The organism is Providencia sp. PROV080, from assembly GCF_033688105.1.
Taxonomy (GTDB): Bacteria; Pseudomonadota; Gammaproteobacteria; order Enterobacterales; family Enterobacteriaceae; genus Providencia; species Providencia zhejiangensis.
Map to the genome: position 1 here is coordinate 3559458 of NZ_CP096346.1, position 17182 is coordinate 3576639.

Sequence of the window (17182 nt, forward strand, 5' to 3'; positions counted from 1 at the left end):
TAAAACCCAAACTCTGAAAAATAAATTAAGGCCATTAATCATTCAATAAAAAGTCATCAATAACACCTTTTAATAAAATAGCATTAATCATAAAGGAATAGCCTCAGTGAGAGTTTCAAATAAAGCAGTCATGGATATTACAACGTTAAACAATAGAGCTGTTGAGCCTAGAAAAATATCTAAGATCACTGCACAAAATTTATTTAGCTTCCCTTTTTTTAAAAAGAAGCCACAGCAACATATCCCCCATCTCAATGAAATATTTTATCCACCAGCAAGCTATTTTAGCCATATCACTCAGGCGGTAGAAACACAACAACACCGAACCCTCTCTAGCCAATCTATTTCTGCATTGTGTCGGTCTGAAAACTATCGATACACCATAAAACCAGAAAACTACTCATTTAAAATAATATCTTTTAAAATCAATGAAAAACCCCCCATTTCATTCGTAAGCGATATTCAGCGATTTCGCTTAAATTATATTACTGATAAAAATCAAACAATTAGAATCACAACATCACAAGATGTTGCCAATCGTTTTTCCAGCAACACATTACCTATTATGAAATTTATTGAGCAAACTTATCAAGACGATCTGCGAAAGACACTGGATAAACTCATTATTGATAAATCTCAATATAAACTACTCTGCCTAGATGGAGTGAATAATCATGAGATAAACATAGGGAAAGTCGCCTCATCTAACGCTATCGATAGTGAGTTTGGTTTTCAAGGATTAAGAAATCTCTCTTCAATATTAGACATGGATGTAGAGAATATTATCCAAACATACCGTGTGCTTGAAGACCAAAATAAATTACAAGAAATGCCCGTTAAGGTGCTAGTCGATCATCTCTTATTAAGGGATCTTAATAATGGTTCTGTTTTATTACTCAAACAAAAGTTAGCGGATATTTATGAAACGACCTATCAAGTGACCAGTAATAAATGCTTTGAACTCATCAATATTAAAAATAAGCAATCGTATTCAAATATCAAAATAAAAACGTCAACAGCGAGTGTTATTACTCTGTATAAAAAGAAAAATCAATTTATCATGAAGTATGTTAATGACCCATTAACGGTCAACATTAAACGTTAATTAAAAATAAGACTCATCAACTGTATCTTATCAATTATTGTGCCTCGCTGGGGAAGACGTCGGTTATCTCAATCACACCGACGTCTCATTGTCGTTATCCGCCTAAATAGGCATTACGTACGGCTTCATTAGCAAGTAAAGCTTTGCCGCTATCTTCCAGCACAATACGTCCATTCTCAAGCACATACCCGCGATCTGCTAGCTTTAGTGCCTGATTTGCATTTTGCTCGACAAGAAAGATAGTCATGCCCTCTTCACGTAACTGCAAAATAGTATCAAAAATTTGCATAATAATAATTGGGGCTAAGCCAAGGGAAGGCTCATCAAGAAGCAATAATTCCGGTTGGCTCATCAAAGCACGACCGATGGCTAACATTTGCTGTTCACCACCAGACATTGTGCCAGAACGTTGACTACGCCGCTCATGCAAGCGAGGAAACAACGTATAAACACGTTCAATACGCTCTTGGTATTGCTGCCTATTCGCAAAAAAGCCGCCCATAGCCAAATTTTCTTCGACAGTCATTCGTGAAAATACACGACGCCCTTCAGGCACTAATGCGATATCCTCGCGCATAATTTTAGCGGTCGGTAGTTGAGTAATATCCACGTCTCGGTAAAGAATTTTCCCTTCAGAAGCCCGCGGATCACCACATAACGTACTTAACAATGTGGTTTTACCAGCCCCATTTGCTCCAATGAGTGTGACAATTTCCCCTTTTTGAATATTCAAGCTGACTTGATGTAATGCTTGTATTTTTCCATAGTGGGCAGAAACTTGTTTAAATTCTAACATTAGTAAGCCTCCCCCAGATAAGCTTTAATCACATCAGGGTGCTGACGAATTTGATCAGGCGTGCCGTCGGCCAAAGGTGTACCTTGATTGACAACATAAATGCGATCTGAAATCCCCATCACTAACTTCATATCATGTTCAATCAACAAAATAGACACTTGATAATGAGAACGTAATTCAGCGATCAGCTCATCAAGGTCATTCGTTTCTTTTGGGTTTAAGCCCGCGGCAGGCTCATCCAACATTAAAATTTCAGGTCGCGTCACCATACAACGTGCTATTTCTAACCGGCGTTGCTGCCCATAAGCTAAGTTCCCCGCTTGACGATTTGCAAATGGCAATAGGTCGACTCGTTCCAACCATTTGACTGCATTATCAATCGCTTCTGATTCAGCTCGGCGAAATGCAGGGGTTTTCAGCAAGCCAGAAAAAATACCGCTTTTTAAATGTTGATGTTGAGCCACCAAAAGGTTCTCAATCACCGTCATCTCTTTAAATAAACGCACATGTTGGAACGTTCGAATGACGCCTAGACGCGCAATAGCCTGACCCGATAAGCCTTCTAAATGCTTTTCACGATATAAAATTGCCCCACTGGTCGGTTTATAAAAACCCGTTAAACAATTAAAAATCGTTGTTTTACCCGCTCCATTAGGACCAATTAAAGAGACTATTTCGCCTTGGTTTAAAGTCAACTCAACGTTGTTGACGGCTAAAAGTCCACCAAAACGCATAGTAAGCCCATTAACTTGCAACAGAGGGGTCATAGATGCACTCATGCTTTCTCCCCCTCATTCGCTAATTGCTCTGCATTTTTTAACTTCATTTGGCGACGTTTCATGGGTAGCAGCCCTTGTGGACGCCAAATCATCATTAGCACCATTAATGCCCCCAACAGCAGCATGCTGTAAGCATTCAAATCTCGCATCATCTCACGAGAAACAACCAGTATAATTGCTGCTAATATCACCGATGTTTGCGATCCCATGCCACCAAGTACGACAATCGCTAATACGAAGGCTGACTCCACAAAGGTAAAGGATTCCGGACTAATAAAGCCTTGTCGTGCAGCAAATAATGTTCCCGCAAATCCCGCAAAAGCCGCACTAATTGTAAATGCAGTTAACTTAATTTTCGTTGGTGATAAACCGAGAGAACGACAAGCAATTTCATCTTCTCTTAAAGCTTCCCAAGCACGTCCTAATGGCATACGTAATAATCGATTAATGACAAATAACGTCAATACCACTAAAAGTAACGCAACAAAATAGAGGAAAATAATCCTATCGCCGGCGCTATAGTCAATACCAAAGAAGTTATGGAAGGTATCCCAACCTTCTTTTGCTGAACGGCTAAACTCTAGACCAAAAAAGGTGGGTTTCGGTAGCTGGCTAATACCATTTGGCCCCCCTGTAATTTCCGTGTTATTGAGCAATAAAATACGCACAATTTCACCAAACCCTAAGGTCACAATCGCTAAATAGTCTCCTCGTAACCTTAATACAGGAAAACCCAATAAAAAACCGGCTAAAGCCGCCGTAAGACCAGCAATTGGCAAACTTTCCCAAAAACCAAAACCATAGTAATGATTAAGCAATGCAAAAGTATAAGCTCCAATAGCATAGAAGCCTGCATAGCCTAAAACCAATAGCCCAGATAGCCCTACAACGACGTTCAAACCCAGCCCTAACATCACATAAATTAATGTCAGTGTGGCGATGTCCACGCTCCCCCGAGACACAATAAAAGGCCAAATAATTGCGGCAATAATAATCACCACCGCAAGGATTTTTTGCCTCGTTGTTGAACCATCAAAGTCAGGAATTGACCACGATTTTTTAGGAACGCCCTGCCACACTCTCGTTAATGATGGGCGTATTAGTTGAAAAACAAAGATCACCGCTATTCCCGCAAAGATCCAATTCCAACGAACAGAATCCCCACTGGATACGACTAATTTTGTACCATCAAGGGTTAATTGTAGCCCCATCATAAAGACGGCCAGAATAAAGAACATCACCGAAGCAACAATGGCGTTAATCCAATTTTCTTTTCTCATACTTTTTCGACCTCCGGGCGTCCCAGAATGCCGGTTGGCATGATCAACAACACACCAATCAATAAACCAAATGACACAACATCTTTATATTCGGTGCTTAAATAAGCCGAGGTCATTGCTTCAGCAACACCTAAAATTAACCCACCAAGCATAGCGCCAGGAATACTACCAATCCCACCTAATACTGCGGCAGTAAAGGCTTTCATTCCCGCCATAAAACCAATATAAGGATTAATAACCCCATAAAATTGACCGAGTAATACGCCTGCCACCGCGGCCATCGTGGCACCAATGACAAAGGTTAATGAGATAACACGATCTGTGTTAATACCTAACAAACTGGCCATTTTTAAATCTTCAGCGCAAGCACGACAAGCTCTTCCCATACGTGAATAGCGAATAAATAAAGTCAGTGCCAACATCGCTAATAGCGTCACCACCCAAATGGTCAGTTGCATTTTTGTAATGGTGGCTTCAAAGCCATCACTTTCACCTAAAACCCACTGTCCCGTAATCAGACTCGGTAGTGCCAGATCACGTGAGCCTTGTGATAGGCTGACATAGTTTTGGAGAAAAATTGACATACCGATCGCAGAGATCAGTGCAATCAATCGTTTAGAATGGCGAACAGGTCGGTATGCAACGCGCTCAATACTCCAACCATAGGAACTTGACACCACAATGGCGGCGACAAAAGCAGCGGCAATCAGGATCCAACCGACATCAATACCTAACATCATCAAGCCCGCGATCACAATGAAAGACACGTAGCTGCCAATCATATAGACTTCACCATGTGCAAAGTTGATCATACCGATGATGCCATACACCATCGTGTAGCCAATCGCGATCAAGGCATAAGTGCTGCCTAACGTTAAGCCATTCAGGAACTGTTGGATAAAATAAAGAATTTGATCTGACATAGGACTATCCTTTCATACTACCTTCCCTAAACAGAATAGAATCCGGAAGTGAGTAAACTAACCTCCGGTTCATAGTCTGAATAGTGGAACTACTTCACTGCAGTGGATGTACCATCCGCATGCCACTCAAATACACCGAATTCAAAGCCTTTCAGGTCCCCATTTGGCTGCCAAGTTAATGACCCCATAACAGTATCGACTGGATTGGCTTTTAGATCTTTCACGAGATCTTCGGGTTCACGGCTTCCCGTACGTTCCATTGCTGTGGTTAGGCCTTGAATGGCGGCATAAGTTGTCCAAACAAAGGGACCGGTAGGATCTTCTTTTTTCGCTTTAATAGCATCAACAATAGGCTGGTTAGTCGGCACTTGGTCATAACGTTTAGGCAGTGTAACTAACATGCCTTCGGAAGCCTCTCCTGCAATGTTTGACAGTGATGAGTTACCGACGCCTTCTGGCCCCATAAAGCGGATATTTAAACCTGACTGTTTCGCTTGACGCAAAATTTGTCCCATTTCAGGGTAATAGCCACCAAAGTAGACAAAATCGACATTCTCTTTTTTCAGTTTTGCCACAAGTGCGGAGAAATCTTTATCACCTGCGGTGATACCTTCAAACATAACCTCTTTAACACCGGCTTTGTTCAGGTTTTCACGCACAGAACGTGCTAAACCTTCCCCGTACTGCTGCTTATCATGAACAACCGCAATACGTTTTGGTTTGATATCATCGATAATATATTTTGCAGCTGTTGGTCCTTGGTCTGAATCAAGGCCAGTGGTACGCATAATCATTTGATAACCGCGTGTGGTTAAATCCGCATTGGTTGCTGCTGGGGTGATCATGATAACGCCTTCATCTTCATAAATATCAGAAGCAGGCTGTGTTGAAGAAGAGCAAAGGTGACCAATCACATAACGGATACCGTCATTAATCACTTTGTTCGCAACCGCAACAGCTTGTTTTGGGTCACATGCATCATCATATTCAACGGCAACTAAGGTGTCGCCATTGATGCCGCCTTTTGCATTAATATCTGCAACAGCTTGACGTGCGCCCGTAAATTCCATATCGCCATATTGAGCAACAGGACCAGACATAGCACCAACGACGGCAATTTTCACTTCTTTAGCCCATACTGATTGGCTAAATGCCATCGCAATAGATCCTGCCAGTAATACTTTATTAATATTTTTCATTCTGTCGTCCCCATCTCTATGGTTCTGAGTGTTTGTGTTTGATTTATAGTAGATTATTATAGTCAGCACCATCGAGTGCTATGAATTTTAATAACATAGCTAATAAGGCTATATATTTCATGATATTAAACAAGATAAATATGCTAAATAGCAAATGGATATGGTAGGTAATTACGTTATAAGCAGAATAAAAATCTATCGTTAATGAGTGGGTTTTAGATAAATGCCAGTGTTATATTCTAGTTAAATTTAAATTAATCCGAGCTAAACTCGGAAGATCTACAAAGACGAAATCTTTATCCCTAAAATCAAAAAATCGGCTACAGATCACTCTGTCTATAGGAGTGACTGAAAAATAAGCAAGGAAATAGATAGAAGTATTATGAAACTAACAATTATTCCCGTGGTTGATCCTACTGACCAACAATATCTTGACCTGTACAAAATCTGGCCAGACCAGAATCAACATCAGATCCAGACTTTACTTCAATCTGGCGAAAAAATTTATGCCGCGCGTTTTAATGATCGCTTATTAGCCGCCGCAAAAATTAAAGTCGATCATCAACAAAGCACCATTTATCATTTCCTCGTGCGTGAGGTGACTCGCCGACGTGGCGTTGGGCTTTATTTACTTAATGAAATTTGTCGTCAAGAGGCTCAGGTGACGCATTGGGGATTTAGTTTAAAAGAGATAGATGAAGAACAGAAAGCAGTCATGACGTCCTTTTTATTCGCCTGTGGTTTTACACCGACACCAGAAAATGACCTATGGGAAAAACGGATGTAATACAATGAAATTAAAACGGCTCCACCACGTTGCGATCATCGCTTCTAATTACTCTGTCAGTAAGCATTTTTACTGCCAAATTCTTGGCTTAACCTTATTAGAAGAACATTATCGGTCAGACTCGAATTCATGGAAGGCCGATTTAGCGTTAAATGATCAATACCAAATTGAGTTATTTAGCTTTCCTAACCCACCAGCCAGACTGAGCTATCCTGAGGCCTGTGGTTTAAGGCATTTAGCTTTTAGCGTAGACGACCTTGATAAATGGATAGACTATTTGAAACAACATGATGTGATTTGTGAAGCGCCAAGACGAGATCCTTACACACAAAAAAGATTCACTTTTTTTGCTGATCCTGATGGGCTTCCTCTTGAATTGTATAGCGAATGATATTGTATTTTCTGCATTTATTGCGTCATCATCATGACAGCAATAAATGCAGTAACAAGAAAAAAGGAAGGTAAAATCTAATCGCTTTCTTCGTCGTCTTCCATTGCAGCGCGCAACTTTTTCATTGCATTTTTTTCAAGCTGACGTACTCGTTCGGCAGAAACACCATACTTATCAGCCAACTCTTGCAATGTGGTTTTATTGTCGTCATCAAGCCAACGCGCACGAATAATATCTTGGCTACGTTCATCTAACGATTCTAATGCTTCCGTTAAACGATCGGTTGCATGACTTTCCCAGTTATCTTCTTCGATAGAACCAGCAAAATCCGATGATTTATCTTGTAAGAATAAGACAGGTGCAACCGGTTGACCTAAGTCACCACTGTCATCGTCGTCAGACATATCAAAAGCCATATCCTGTGCAGCCATACGTGATTCCATTTCACGTACATCTTTGGTGCTAACCCCTAACTCTTTAGCAACCATATCAACTTCATCTTGGTTAAACCAACCAAGGCGTTTTTTATTTTTTCTCAAATTAAAAAATAACTTACGCTGAGATTTAGTTGTGGCAATCTTAACAATACGCCAATTGCGCAACACATATTCATGAATTTCAGCTTTGATCCAATGGACTGCAAAGGAGACTAGGCGAACACCGATTTCAGGGTTAAAACGACGAACGGCTTTCATTAAGCCGATATTCCCTTCCTGAATTAAATCTGCTTGCGGTAGGCCATAACCTGCGTAGCTACGAGCAACATGGATCACAAAACGTAAGTGCGATAAGATCAGCTGCTTTGCCGCATCCAGATCACCATGGTAATGCAGCCGTTCAGCAAGTTCCTTTTCTTCCTCAGCGGTTAGCATAGGATAAGCATTGGCAGCCCGCATATAAGCTTCAATACTCCCTTGCGGAACAAGTGCTAATGATTGCATGTCTTTGGTCATTCAGATCCTCTTTGAAAAATAATAAAAAAAGGGATTACTTCGATGCGAAATACAAGATTAAGTAAACCGTAGTCTACCAGTTTTATTGAGTTAAATAAATTACACTTATGTGATTACTACAGTCTATGTCAGACACGTTAGGAAGAGAAAAGTTCCCTGCAATATTGGTTTTTTATCGGCACAGTGGGAAACCATGCCGATAGAATAGACGATTATTCAGGTGTGAAATGGCGCAAATGCTGTACCGTTGCTAACCACGCTGCGACCCACCCAATCATGGCTGACATCAATATCACCAGCAATGATTCTTCCCATAGCAATCCTTCGATATGAAATTGCGTACCAAAAACGCTGGCGACTTGAGTGACGACAGCCGACAATTTCCAAACGAGCAGTGCTGACATAATCAATGAGATTACCGCGCCTAATGCCCCCATCAATAGACCGCCATGTAAAAACGGTCGCATGATAAAGCCATCAGTTGCACCAATAAGTTTCATCACATTGATAGTATCTCGACGGGCAAAAATATTGAGTCGAACGCTATTACCAATGACTAGGAATAGTGAAACAATCATTAAAATACCAATGACTGAAGCAACTTGCCCTACCAGCTGAGTCAAGGCTGCAAGGCGAGAAAACCAACTATCGTCCATGCGCACTTCTTCAATACCATGGACTTGGCTGACGCGGTCACGCAATGTGGTCAACACATCCGACCCCTGAAAATCAATTTTTGGGGTAATGATCGCAACAGCAGGTAATGGATTTTCCTCAAGCATATCAAGCGCAGTACTAAATCCAGACCAGCTACGGAATTCACTCATTGCTTGGTCACGTGATAAATAGTTTACATGGTCTACACCATCAAGCGCTTGTAATTGTGTTACCACGTTTTGACCGCCTTGTTCATCTAATGACTTATCTAGATAAACCGTCAACTGAGGCGTTGGATACCATTGTTCAGCGGCTTGAGACACATTCTTCCAGACGATGTAACACAGGCTTGGCAAAGTGAGCGAAATTGCAATAACCATCACGGTGAGAAACGTTGCCAAAGGTTGCCTTAACATGTCTGCCAAGGTATTCAACCAAGCGTAACGCCACTGCTCTCGCCATCCCCCTTTTAGTGCTTTACTCTTTGACTGCATAGGACGTTCAGACTTAGCTTTACGAACGTTTTTAGCCATGTTGACCTCCTATCATTCTTCCTTCACTTAGGGTAAGCACACGGTAGTTACGACGCTCAATCAAAGCAATATCATGAGTGGCCATTAACACCGTTACGCCAACTCGGTTAAACTCTTCGAATAAGCGCATAATGCCTTCAGATAGTTCACCGTCGAGATTTCCCGTCGGCTCATCCGCAAGTAACATCGTCGGTTTATTCACAACCGCTCGCGCGATACCTACACGTTGTTGTTCACCGCCTGATAGCTGAATAGGAAAATTTTTCGCTTTATCGAGTAGACCCACTTTGTCCAATGCAGCTGATACTCGTCTACGAATATCTTCTGAGCTCGCACCCGAAATAATCAGTGGCATCGCAACATTGTCATAAACGGTTCTATCAAATAGCAGGTGATGATCTTGAAAAATCATTCCAATTTGCCTACGCAAAAATGGGATCTCCCGATTTTTTAGACGGCTGATATCGTGACCATTAAACAATATATGCCCTGCACTTGGGCGCTCAATACCACAAATGAGTTTCAGTAAGGTACTTTTACCTGCACCTGAGTGACCAGTTAAAAACGCCATTTCCCCAGGTTGTAAATGAAAATCTACCCCTTGGAGAGCCTGTCGGCCACCGCGATAAGCTTTACTGACATGTTCAAAGCGAATCATCGAAAATTATTCCTCTCGGGCAAATAGAGCCTCGATAAAGTCATCGGCTTTAAATGGACGTAAGTCCTCAATACCCTCACCAATACCGATATAACGAATAGGAATACCGAATTGATCAGCAATAGAGAAGATCACCCCACCTTTTGCTGTGCCATCGAGCTTAGTCAATGTGATACCTGTCAGACCTACAGCATCATTAAAAAGTTTTGTCTGACTGACAGCATTTTGTCCAGTACTGGCATCCAGTGTTAACATAATTTCATGTGGCGCTTCCTCATCCAATTTTTTCATCACTCGGACGATTTTTTTCAGCTCTTCCATTAGATGCGCTTTATTTTGTAAGCGACCAGCGGTATCGGCGATGAGAACATCGACACCTTTCGCTTTAGCGGATTGAATCGCATCGAAAATAACCGATGCAGGATCCGCTCCGGTATGTTGTGCAACCACAGAGATATGGTTTCTTTCTCCCCAAACTTGTAATTGCTCAACCGCAGCAGCACGGAAAGTGTCTCCAGCCGCTAACATGACTGTTTTACCTTCAGATTGATACTGGCGGGCCAATTTACCAATCGTCGTTGTTTTACCAACACCATTGACCCCAACCATAAGAATAACATAGGGTTTCTTGTCTTCAATGACTAGCGGTTTATCTACACCAACTAAAATATCAGACATTTCTTCACGTAATCTACTGTATAACGCATCAGCGTCTTTTAGTTCTTTACGGCTAGCATGTGTCGTTAAGTTATCAATGATTTTGCGTGTTGTTTCAACCCCAACATCAGCGATCAGTAACTGTTCTTCTAACTCATCAAAAAGATCATCATCAATTTTCTTACCTGTAAACAGTCCAAGAAAACCAGAACCTAAATTTTGACGGGTTTTTAATAAGCCTTTCTTTAAACGGCTAAAGAAACCTTCTTTCTTCGGTTTTTCTTGTTCCGTTGGCTCAGGCTCACTCTCTTGCGAATTAAGCACTTCATCACGTAACGCAACAATATCTTGAGCCTCTAGATTCGCCTGTTCTTCCTTTTGGCGTTGTTGCTCCGCTTCTTCCTCTGCTAGGCGCGCTGCCTCTTGGCGCTGACGCTCCGCTTCCTCTTCCGCTGCTTTGATCGCCGCTAGCTCAGCTTGACGTTGGCGCTCCGCTTCTTCCTCTGCTAGGCGCGCTGCCTCTTGGCGCTGACGCTCCGCTTCCTCTTCCGCTGCTTTGATCGCCGCTAGCTCAGCTTGACGTTGGCGCTCCGCCTCTTCCTCTGCTAGGCGCGCTGCCTCTTGGCGCTGACGCTCTGCTTCCTCTTCCGCTGCTTTGATCGCCGCTAGCTCAGCTTGACGTTGGCGCTCCGCCTCTTCCTCCGCTAAGCGCGCTGCCTCTTGGCGCTGACGCTCTGCTTCCTCTTCCGCTGCTTTAATCGCCGCCAGCTCAGCTTGACGTTGGCGTTCCGCCTCTTCCTCCGCTAAGCGCACAGCCTCTTGGCGCTGACGCTCCGCTTCCTCTTCCGCTGCTTTAATTGCGGCTAGCTCAGCTTGACGTTGGCGTTCCGCCTCTTCCTCTGCTAAGCGCACAGCCTCTTGGCGCTGACGCTCTGCTTCCTCTTCCGCTGCTTTAATCGCCGCCAGCTCAGCTTGACGTTGGCGTTCCGCTTCTTCCTCTGCTAGGCGCACAGCCTCTTGGCGCTGACGCTCTGCTTCCTCTTCCGCTGCTTTGATTGCGGCTAACTCAGCTTGACGTTGGCGCTCCGCCTCTTCCTCCGCTAAGCGCACAGCCTCTTGGCGCTGACGCTCTGCTTCCTCTTCCGCTGCTTTAATTGCCGCTAGCTCAGTTTGACGTTGGCGCTCCGCTTCTTCTTGCGCCGCTTTGAGCGCGGCTTGCTGTAACTCATGCTGACGCTCTGCTTCTTCTTCCGCCGCTTTAATTGCCGCTAGCTCTTCTGCTTTCTTAGCCTGATACTGACGTTCAGCCTCTTTTTCTGCTGCTTGAACAGCAGCATCATCTGCATGTTTTGGTTGCTCACTCTCTTTCGCAGCATCTACTTTTTGTTGTTCTGCTTCTTGTTGTTGAGTTTCTTTTTCATCTTTACGACCAAAACCCAACCATGAGAAAAAGCCTTTTTTCTTGTCTTTAGCCATCAGCCACTACACTCCTCGCGGTAAAAACATGGCGCTTAATAATTAAATCGCAATAAAATTACATGCAGTCTATCATTTCATCACGCCACAACACATATCTGAAAGAAAAATCATGACAATTTAATCTGATTTTTTAAGTTAAAACTGTGAAAATGGCGCGCTACAATAGAGACAACTCGTTTTTCAAAGCTCAACCAAACTGAGCAGCAATGGATATTATGGCAAAAAAACCACAAAGCGCCTCTTTAGGTCAGATACGCATCATTGGTGGCAAATGGCGAGGGAGAAAGCTCCCCGTTCGTGATAGTGAAGGCTTACGTCCTACAACAGATCGTATTAAAGAAACTTTATTTAACTGGCTAATGCCTATCGTACGCGAAGCCCGCTGTCTTGATTGTTTTGCTGGCAGTGGTGCATTAGGATTCGAAGCATTATCGCGGTTCGCCGATAGCGTTACATTTATCGAACTAGATAAAAAAAACGTACAATTACTGTCTGAAAATAAAGTTCGTTTACAAGCCAATAACGCAAACATTATCAATGGTAATAGCCTTGAAGTACTCAATAAACTAGGCACTCCCTTTGATGTTGTGTTTATTGACCCGCCTTTTCGTAAAGGCCTACTAAACGAAACAATTCGATTATTAGAAAAAAACCAATGGCTAGCAAATGAAAGCTGGATATATGTTGAATCAGAAGCGGAGTCACCACTCACTGACATTCCTGCTAACTGGCAACTTCATCGAGAAAAAATTGCGGGTCAAGTGGCATACCGTTTATTTATTCGTCATTCAATTGAGGAAACAAGCCATGCTAATTAATGCAGGCCGAGTGCTAATGATTTGTGTTTGGGGTTTTATGGTATTTAATTTAATTCATCCATTTCCCAAACCTTTGAAATATTTTATGGATATCGCCATGGTGTTTATGATTTTTATGCATGCACTGCAAACGATCTTCTTAAAAGCAACCATCGCCAAAGGCGAAAAACTCTCAGGATGGCTGCAAACACGCATTTTTTTCTTTGGTGTCTTTGAGATGCTGGCAATGCAGAAAAAACAAAAACATGCCTTAGAAGAAGCAAAGAAAAAACAGTAATCCTATTCGTCGGGGTCAAAACTGAGAAAGCGAGTTCCTTTCAAGCGCAAAGTGCCCCGACGACCTTTCTCAATGCTTTGATACTGGGCCTCATTCACAATAACTTTAATTACTTCTGTATTATTTAGTGGCTTAAAATACACTTCATAGCGAAACGTTTCTGGTGATACCACATCCCTTTCTCGAGAACGCATATTTGGGTAAGGGTAATCTTTTTTGCTATCAACAATGACCAAATAACTGACAGGTAAGGCGTTATCATTGATCTCATTTTGCTTTCGTTGGTCGAAAAAACGCTTTGTTGCTAAGACAGCAATAATTGCTAATACAATAAATAACAGAATAGGTTTATTCATAAATTTAACATTGTGCTTAAAGTGTTCGTCAGTATAGTTTATCTTAATCACACAGAAGGAACACCACCATAGTTACTTCACTAATTTGAATTTATAAGGATGTGTTTATGATTAGTTGGCCATTCCTTGCCGTACTTTTTTCTGGTTGGCTGTACGTGGATGCAGCATATCGAGGCCCTGAGTGGCAACGTTGGTTATTTCGCCCTATCACCCTGATATTATTGTTACTTTGGGGTTGGAATGCTGATTTTCTTACGACTCAAGGGTACTTAATCCTCGCTGCACTCGCTGTCTCATTACTTGCGGATATCATGCGAATGGTATCAAGTGAGCGCTTACTAATTTCAGTAGCACTACTGTTTATTAGCTATCTTCTTTACACGGTAAGCTTTGGTATGCAGCTAGATTTTAGCCTTTATCTTCCTTGGCTACCCGTACCGCTTATCATTGCTGCTATTACGCTAATATTGATTTGGTCAAAATTAGCAGAATTACAAGCGCTGGTCTTTGCATTATTAATCATGAGTATGATTATGGCTTGGGTTGCTGGTGACCAATTCTTTGGGCTTGGCCGCGACTATAATTTCTCGATTATGGTTGGTGCGTTTTTACTGTTTATTTCTAACTGTATCTGGCTCATTGCACGTTTCCGTTTCCCGTTTAAAGCCTCCAAAGCCATTGTTGCAGCGCTTTATTTCCTTGGCCAATTCTTCATTATCCGTGCAATTTATCTATAGCCCGTCACGTTTGCCAATTGATAAAATTCTCAAATAGCACTTTTTATCAATTGGCCCCCTCTTATTTGTTTGACTCTGGAGTAGACTCCAAAGTATAGACTTATCAATATTGATTAAGTGTCATTATTTGATAAGGGGGCGTATATGCACTCACATAACCATAAAGAAACACATCAACACACGAGTTCTTGCTGTTCAAGCAGCAGTACTTGCACTTCAACCGCAGTACAGAACAGCCAAAATGTAAGTAAAGACTCACATACACATGAACAGAGCCGTGTAGAGAAACACCCTGACGACGACGAAGAGGATCACCAGCACCAACATTGTAGCTCGTCCTCTCATCAGACACATGACCACAAAAAACATGATCACCTGCATACCGACCATGATCATAAAGAACATGATCACTCGCACGCTTCATGTTGTCATTCTTCTGCTGAATCGCAGAATGATGTCGCCCCCGCACAAGCCGCTGGACAACGTTTTAACTGGATAATCCGTGGAATGGACTGCCCAAGCTGTGCGCAAAAAATTGAAAATGCCGTAAAGCAAATCACTGAAGTTAAGCAAGCTAAAGTGCTGTTTGCCACCGAAAAGCTCGTCGTTGATGCGGATAAAGATATCAGTGCCTCTGTTCGTTCCACAGTAGAGGCCGCTGGCTATGAATTGCTGGAAGTGGGTAACAACAATGCGGCCACTATTGCGCCACCACCCAGCTTACTGAGCGAATCCAAGCCTGTCATTATATTGGCGATTTTGATGGCTATCAGTTGGGGAATAGAACGGTTTAACCCTCAAATCGGTATCATTGCTTTTACCTTAACTACGCTATTTGGGCTCTATCCTATCGCACGTAAGTCATTACGTTTGATCCGCACAGGCACCCCTTTTGCCATTGAAACACTCATGACAGTCGCAGCTATCGGTGCCATCTTTATTCAAGCAACAGAAGAAGCAGCAATGGTTATCTTGTTGTTTATGTTGGGTGAAATGTTGGAATCATATTCCGCGGGTCGAGCACGACGCGGAGTGAGTGCCCTCATGGCGCTTGTTCCAGAAGAAGCGATACTCGTTAAAGATGGCAAAAAAACCACCGTTCCTGTCTCTCAATTGCGTCCTGGCGATATTATTGAGATTGCACCTGGTGGTCGGTTACCAACCGATGCTGAACTGGTCTCTGGTTTTGCGAGTTTCGATGAAAGTTCATTAACCGGAGAATCAGTTCCTGTCGAACGCAATGTGGGCGAAAAAGTTGCGGCAGGCTGCCTATCCGTCGACCGTACAGTGCAAATGAAAGTCGTTTCAGAACAGGGGCAAAATGCTATCGACCGCATTTTACAACTTATTGAAGAAGCTGAAGAGCGTCGAGCTCCCATTGAACGTTTTATTGACCGCTTCAGCCGTATTTATACACCGTTGATCATGCTGTTCTCTGCATTAGTGGTTGTTGTTCCACCGATGTTCTTTGGTGCACCTTGGGAAACTTGGATCTACCGTGGCTTAACCCTACTGCTTATTGGTTGTCCATGTGCCTTGGTTATCTCTACACCCGCAGCAATTACTTCCGCCTTAGCCACCGCAACTCGTCGTGGAGCGCTAATTAAAGGAGGAGCTGCTCTTGAACAGCTAGGCTCAGTAACCACTATCGCGCTGGATAAAACGGGCACTTTAACTGAAGGTAAACCTCATGTTACTGATTTAGTGCCTGTTGATGGCGTGTCTGAAAATGAGTTGATACAAATGACTGCTGCTGTAGAAGCGGGTTCACACCATCCTCTTGCAAAAGCCGTACTCAATAAAGCTGAAGCTCTGTCCCTGACAATCGTTGAAGCCGATAATCGTAAAGCTTTAGCAGGAAAAGGAGTTGAAGGTTATCTGAATGGTAGACATATTTTAGTTAGTGCACCGAGTCGTTTAGATACTCCACTTGAGCCTTTTTGGCAAAACAAGGTGGAGTCACTGGAAGCTCAAGGTAAAACCGTTGTCGTTACAGTAGAAGATAATCGAGTCATTGGCTTAACCGCCTTACAAGATACATTGCGTCGTGATGCAATTGATGCGATGAGTATGTTGAAAACCTTGAACGTCAATGCAGTAATGTTGACCGGTGATAACCCTCGAGCCGCTGCGGCTATCGCTGGGCAACTCGGTATGGAATATCGTGCTGGCTTGCTTCCAGAAGATAAAGTGACTGCGGTTATGGCGCTAAATCGTAACCATAGCACCATGATGGTCGGTGATGGGATCAATGATGCCCCAGCCATGAAAGCGTCTAGTATTGGTGTTGCCATGGGAAGTGGAACCGATGTGGCTCTGGAAACCGCTGATGCGGCACTCACCCACAACCGTTTAACGGGTTTACCTGAAATCATTGCGTTATCACAGGCCACCCGTAAGATTATTCGCGAAAATATCACCATTGCTTTAGGGTTAAAGGCCGTATTCTTAGTCACAAGTTTACTCGGTATCACCGGATTATGGGTTGCAGTTCTTGCCGATTCAGGAGCAACAGCCTTAGTCACAGCTAATGCGGTGCGCTTACTGAAAGTAAAACTACCACAACTTAAAAAATAATATTGACTAAATCACTCAAGAAGCGCCGTCATGGCGCTTCTTTGCTATAAAGAGAGACCTCATTCATTAAACATTAATTAGCCATCATTTTTTTTCATTTTAATTTTTATTAGATAGCTAAAATAATTTTAAATATAACAGGTAATGATATGTAACTTATAAAAAAACAAATTATTTTTTCACACTAAATTAGGAGTAACTTTTTTCTATTTTGTCTCTA

The 17182-nt window shown here is 42.5% G+C and carries 17 protein-coding genes; 7 read left to right on the top strand and 10 right to left on the bottom strand.

All coding sequences use genetic code 11. The features are described from left to right. Window positions 1-106 precede the first annotated feature (106 nt). Window positions 107-1105, top strand: a complete 999-nt coding sequence (locus M1F03_RS16005) for a hypothetical protein (protein WP_251464689.1) — start codon at window positions 107-109, stop codon at window positions 1103-1105. A 94-nt stretch (window positions 1106-1199) separates the two neighbouring features. Here the strand turns inward: M1F03_RS16005 and livF are convergent, their stop codons facing one another. The 5 genes from livF to M1F03_RS16030 all read right to left on the bottom strand — a co-directional run bounded on the left by livF (window position 1200) and on the right by M1F03_RS16030 (window position 6082). Further along, complete coding sequence (gene livF / locus M1F03_RS16010; RefSeq protein ID WP_154624092.1) at window positions 1200-1901, bottom strand: high-affinity branched-chain amino acid ABC transporter ATP-binding protein LivF; 702 nt, start codon at window positions 1899-1901, stop codon at window positions 1200-1202. Further along, the gene (gene livG / locus M1F03_RS16015; protein WP_269204881.1) at window positions 1901-2680 is read right to left on the bottom strand and encodes a high-affinity branched-chain amino acid ABC transporter ATP-binding protein LivG; all 780 of its coding nucleotides are present in this window, start codon (window positions 2678-2680) and stop codon (window positions 1901-1903) included. Before livG ends, livF begins: the two co-directional genes overlap by 1 nt. Next, a complete protein-coding gene (locus M1F03_RS16020) occupies window positions 2677-3960 on the bottom strand; it encodes a high-affinity branched-chain amino acid ABC transporter permease LivM (protein WP_154624093.1) in 1284 nt (427 codons plus the stop codon). The genes livG and M1F03_RS16020 overlap by 4 nt, the downstream gene beginning before the upstream one ends. Next, window positions 3957-4883, bottom strand: a complete 927-nt coding sequence (livH, locus tag M1F03_RS16025; protein ID WP_154624094.1) for a high-affinity branched-chain amino acid ABC transporter permease LivH — start codon at window positions 4881-4883, stop codon at window positions 3957-3959. Before livH ends, M1F03_RS16020 begins: the two co-directional genes overlap by 4 nt. 89 nt (window positions 4884-4972) lie before the next feature. Then, window positions 4973-6082 carry a branched-chain amino acid ABC transporter substrate-binding protein gene (locus tag M1F03_RS16030; RefSeq protein WP_154624095.1) on the bottom strand — a complete coding sequence of 370 codons (1110 nt, stop codon included), beginning with the start codon at window positions 6080-6082 and terminating at the stop codon, window positions 4973-4975. A gap of 382 nt (window positions 6083-6464) precedes the next feature. Here M1F03_RS16030 and panM point away from each other — a divergent pair, with 382 nt between their 5' ends. Both panM and M1F03_RS16040 read left to right on the top strand, forming a co-directional pair. After that, window positions 6465-6869 (top strand): aspartate 1-decarboxylase autocleavage activator PanM, encoded by a 405-nt coding sequence (gene panM / locus M1F03_RS16035; protein ID WP_251464690.1) that lies wholly within the window; start codon window positions 6465-6467, stop codon window positions 6867-6869. Window positions 6870-6873: 4 nt separating this feature from the next. Beyond that, window positions 6874-7260, top strand: coding sequence for a VOC family protein (locus tag M1F03_RS16040; RefSeq protein ID WP_154624097.1), 387 nt, complete (start codon window positions 6874-6876; stop codon window positions 7258-7260). A 77-nt stretch (window positions 7261-7337) separates the two neighbouring features. Here the strand turns inward: M1F03_RS16040 and rpoH are convergent, their stop codons facing one another. From rpoH to ftsY, 4 genes are all read right to left on the bottom strand, one after another. Beyond that, window positions 7338-8213, bottom strand: a complete 876-nt coding sequence (rpoH, locus tag M1F03_RS16045) for an RNA polymerase sigma factor RpoH (protein ID WP_154624098.1) — start codon at window positions 8211-8213, stop codon at window positions 7338-7340. 212 nt (window positions 8214-8425) lie between these two features. Beyond that, window positions 8426-9403, bottom strand: coding sequence for a permease-like cell division protein FtsX (gene ftsX / locus M1F03_RS16050; RefSeq protein ID WP_154624099.1), 978 nt, complete (start codon window positions 9401-9403; stop codon window positions 8426-8428). After that, complete coding sequence (gene ftsE / locus M1F03_RS16055) at window positions 9396-10061, bottom strand: cell division ATP-binding protein FtsE (protein WP_154624100.1); 666 nt, start codon at window positions 10059-10061, stop codon at window positions 9396-9398. The genes ftsX and ftsE overlap by 8 nt, the downstream gene beginning before the upstream one ends. Before the next feature lie 6 nt (window positions 10062-10067). Beyond that, window positions 10068-12194, bottom strand: coding sequence for a signal recognition particle-docking protein FtsY (ftsY, locus tag M1F03_RS16060; protein ID WP_251464691.1), 2127 nt, complete (start codon window positions 12192-12194; stop codon window positions 10068-10070). Window positions 12195-12412: 218 nt separating this feature from the next. Between ftsY and rsmD the strand changes: the two genes are divergently transcribed. After that, complete coding sequence (gene rsmD / locus M1F03_RS16065; protein WP_195848179.1) at window positions 12413-13015, top strand: 16S rRNA (guanine(966)-N(2))-methyltransferase; 603 nt, start codon at window positions 12413-12415, stop codon at window positions 13013-13015. Next, the gene (locus M1F03_RS16070; RefSeq protein ID WP_154624047.1) at window positions 13005-13292 is read left to right on the top strand and encodes a DUF1145 family protein; all 288 of its coding nucleotides are present in this window, start codon (window positions 13005-13007) and stop codon (window positions 13290-13292) included. Before rsmD ends, M1F03_RS16070 begins: the two co-directional genes overlap by 11 nt. A 2-nt stretch (window positions 13293-13294) precedes the next feature. Here M1F03_RS16070 and M1F03_RS16075 read toward each other — a convergent pair whose 3' ends face one another. Further along, a complete protein-coding gene (locus M1F03_RS16075; protein ID WP_196713644.1) occupies window positions 13295-13648 on the bottom strand; it encodes a DUF2500 domain-containing protein in 354 nt (117 codons plus the stop codon). A 107-nt stretch (window positions 13649-13755) separates the two neighbouring features. Here M1F03_RS16075 and M1F03_RS16080 point away from each other — a divergent pair, with 107 nt between their 5' ends. After that, complete coding sequence (locus M1F03_RS16080; protein ID WP_247046925.1) at window positions 13756-14385, top strand: lysoplasmalogenase; 630 nt, start codon at window positions 13756-13758, stop codon at window positions 14383-14385. A gap of 144 nt (window positions 14386-14529) precedes the next feature. Next, window positions 14530-16962, top strand: a complete 2433-nt coding sequence (locus tag M1F03_RS16085; protein WP_251464692.1) for a zinc/cadmium/mercury/lead-transporting ATPase — start codon at window positions 14530-14532, stop codon at window positions 16960-16962. The last annotated feature ends 220 nt before the right edge of the window (window positions 16963-17182 follow it).

Excerpts from the sequence above, each read along its gene's own strand:
- rsmD (WP_195848179.1), top strand. The coding sequence starts at position 12,413 with ATGGCAAAAAAACCACAAAGCGCCTCTTTAGGTCAGATACGCATCATT.
- ftsX (WP_154624099.1), bottom strand. The coding sequence starts at position 9,403 with ATGGCTAAAAACGTTCGTAAAGCTAAGTCTGAACGTCCTATGCAGTCA.
- ftsE (WP_154624100.1), bottom strand. The coding sequence starts at position 10,061 with ATGATTCGCTTTGAACATGTCAGTAAAGCTTATCGCGGTGGCCGACAG.
- panM (WP_251464690.1), top strand. The coding sequence starts at position 6,465 with ATGAAACTAACAATTATTCCCGTGGTTGATCCTACTGACCAACAATAT.
- M1F03_RS16040 (WP_154624097.1), top strand. The coding sequence starts at position 6,874 with ATGAAATTAAAACGGCTCCACCACGTTGCGATCATCGCTTCTAATTAC.
- ftsY (WP_251464691.1), bottom strand. The coding sequence starts at position 12,194 with ATGGCTAAAGACAAGAAAAAAGGCTTTTTCTCATGGTTGGGTTTTGGT.
- M1F03_RS16020 (WP_154624093.1), bottom strand. The coding sequence starts at position 3,960 with ATGAGAAAAGAAAATTGGATTAACGCCATTGTTGCTTCGGTGATGTTC.
- M1F03_RS16085 (WP_251464692.1), top strand. The coding sequence starts at position 14,530 with ATGCACTCACATAACCATAAAGAAACACATCAACACACGAGTTCTTGC.
- M1F03_RS16070 (WP_154624047.1), top strand. The coding sequence starts at position 13,005 with ATGCTAATTAATGCAGGCCGAGTGCTAATGATTTGTGTTTGGGGTTTT.
- livF (WP_154624092.1), bottom strand. The coding sequence starts at position 1,901 with ATGTTAGAATTTAAACAAGTTTCTGCCCACTATGGAAAAATACAAGCA.
- M1F03_RS16030 (WP_154624095.1), bottom strand. The coding sequence starts at position 6,082 with ATGAAAAATATTAATAAAGTATTACTGGCAGGATCTATTGCGATGGCA.
- M1F03_RS16075 (WP_196713644.1), bottom strand. The coding sequence starts at position 13,648 with ATGAATAAACCTATTCTGTTATTTATTGTATTAGCAATTATTGCTGTC.
- livG (WP_269204881.1), bottom strand. The coding sequence starts at position 2,680 with ATGAGTGCATCTATGACCCCTCTGTTGCAAGTTAATGGGCTTACTATG.
- livH (WP_154624094.1), bottom strand. The coding sequence starts at position 4,883 with ATGTCAGATCAAATTCTTTATTTTATCCAACAGTTCCTGAATGGCTTA.
- rpoH (WP_154624098.1), bottom strand. The coding sequence starts at position 8,213 with ATGACCAAAGACATGCAATCATTAGCACTTGTTCCGCAAGGGAGTATT.
- M1F03_RS16080 (WP_247046925.1), top strand. The coding sequence starts at position 13,756 with ATGATTAGTTGGCCATTCCTTGCCGTACTTTTTTCTGGTTGGCTGTAC.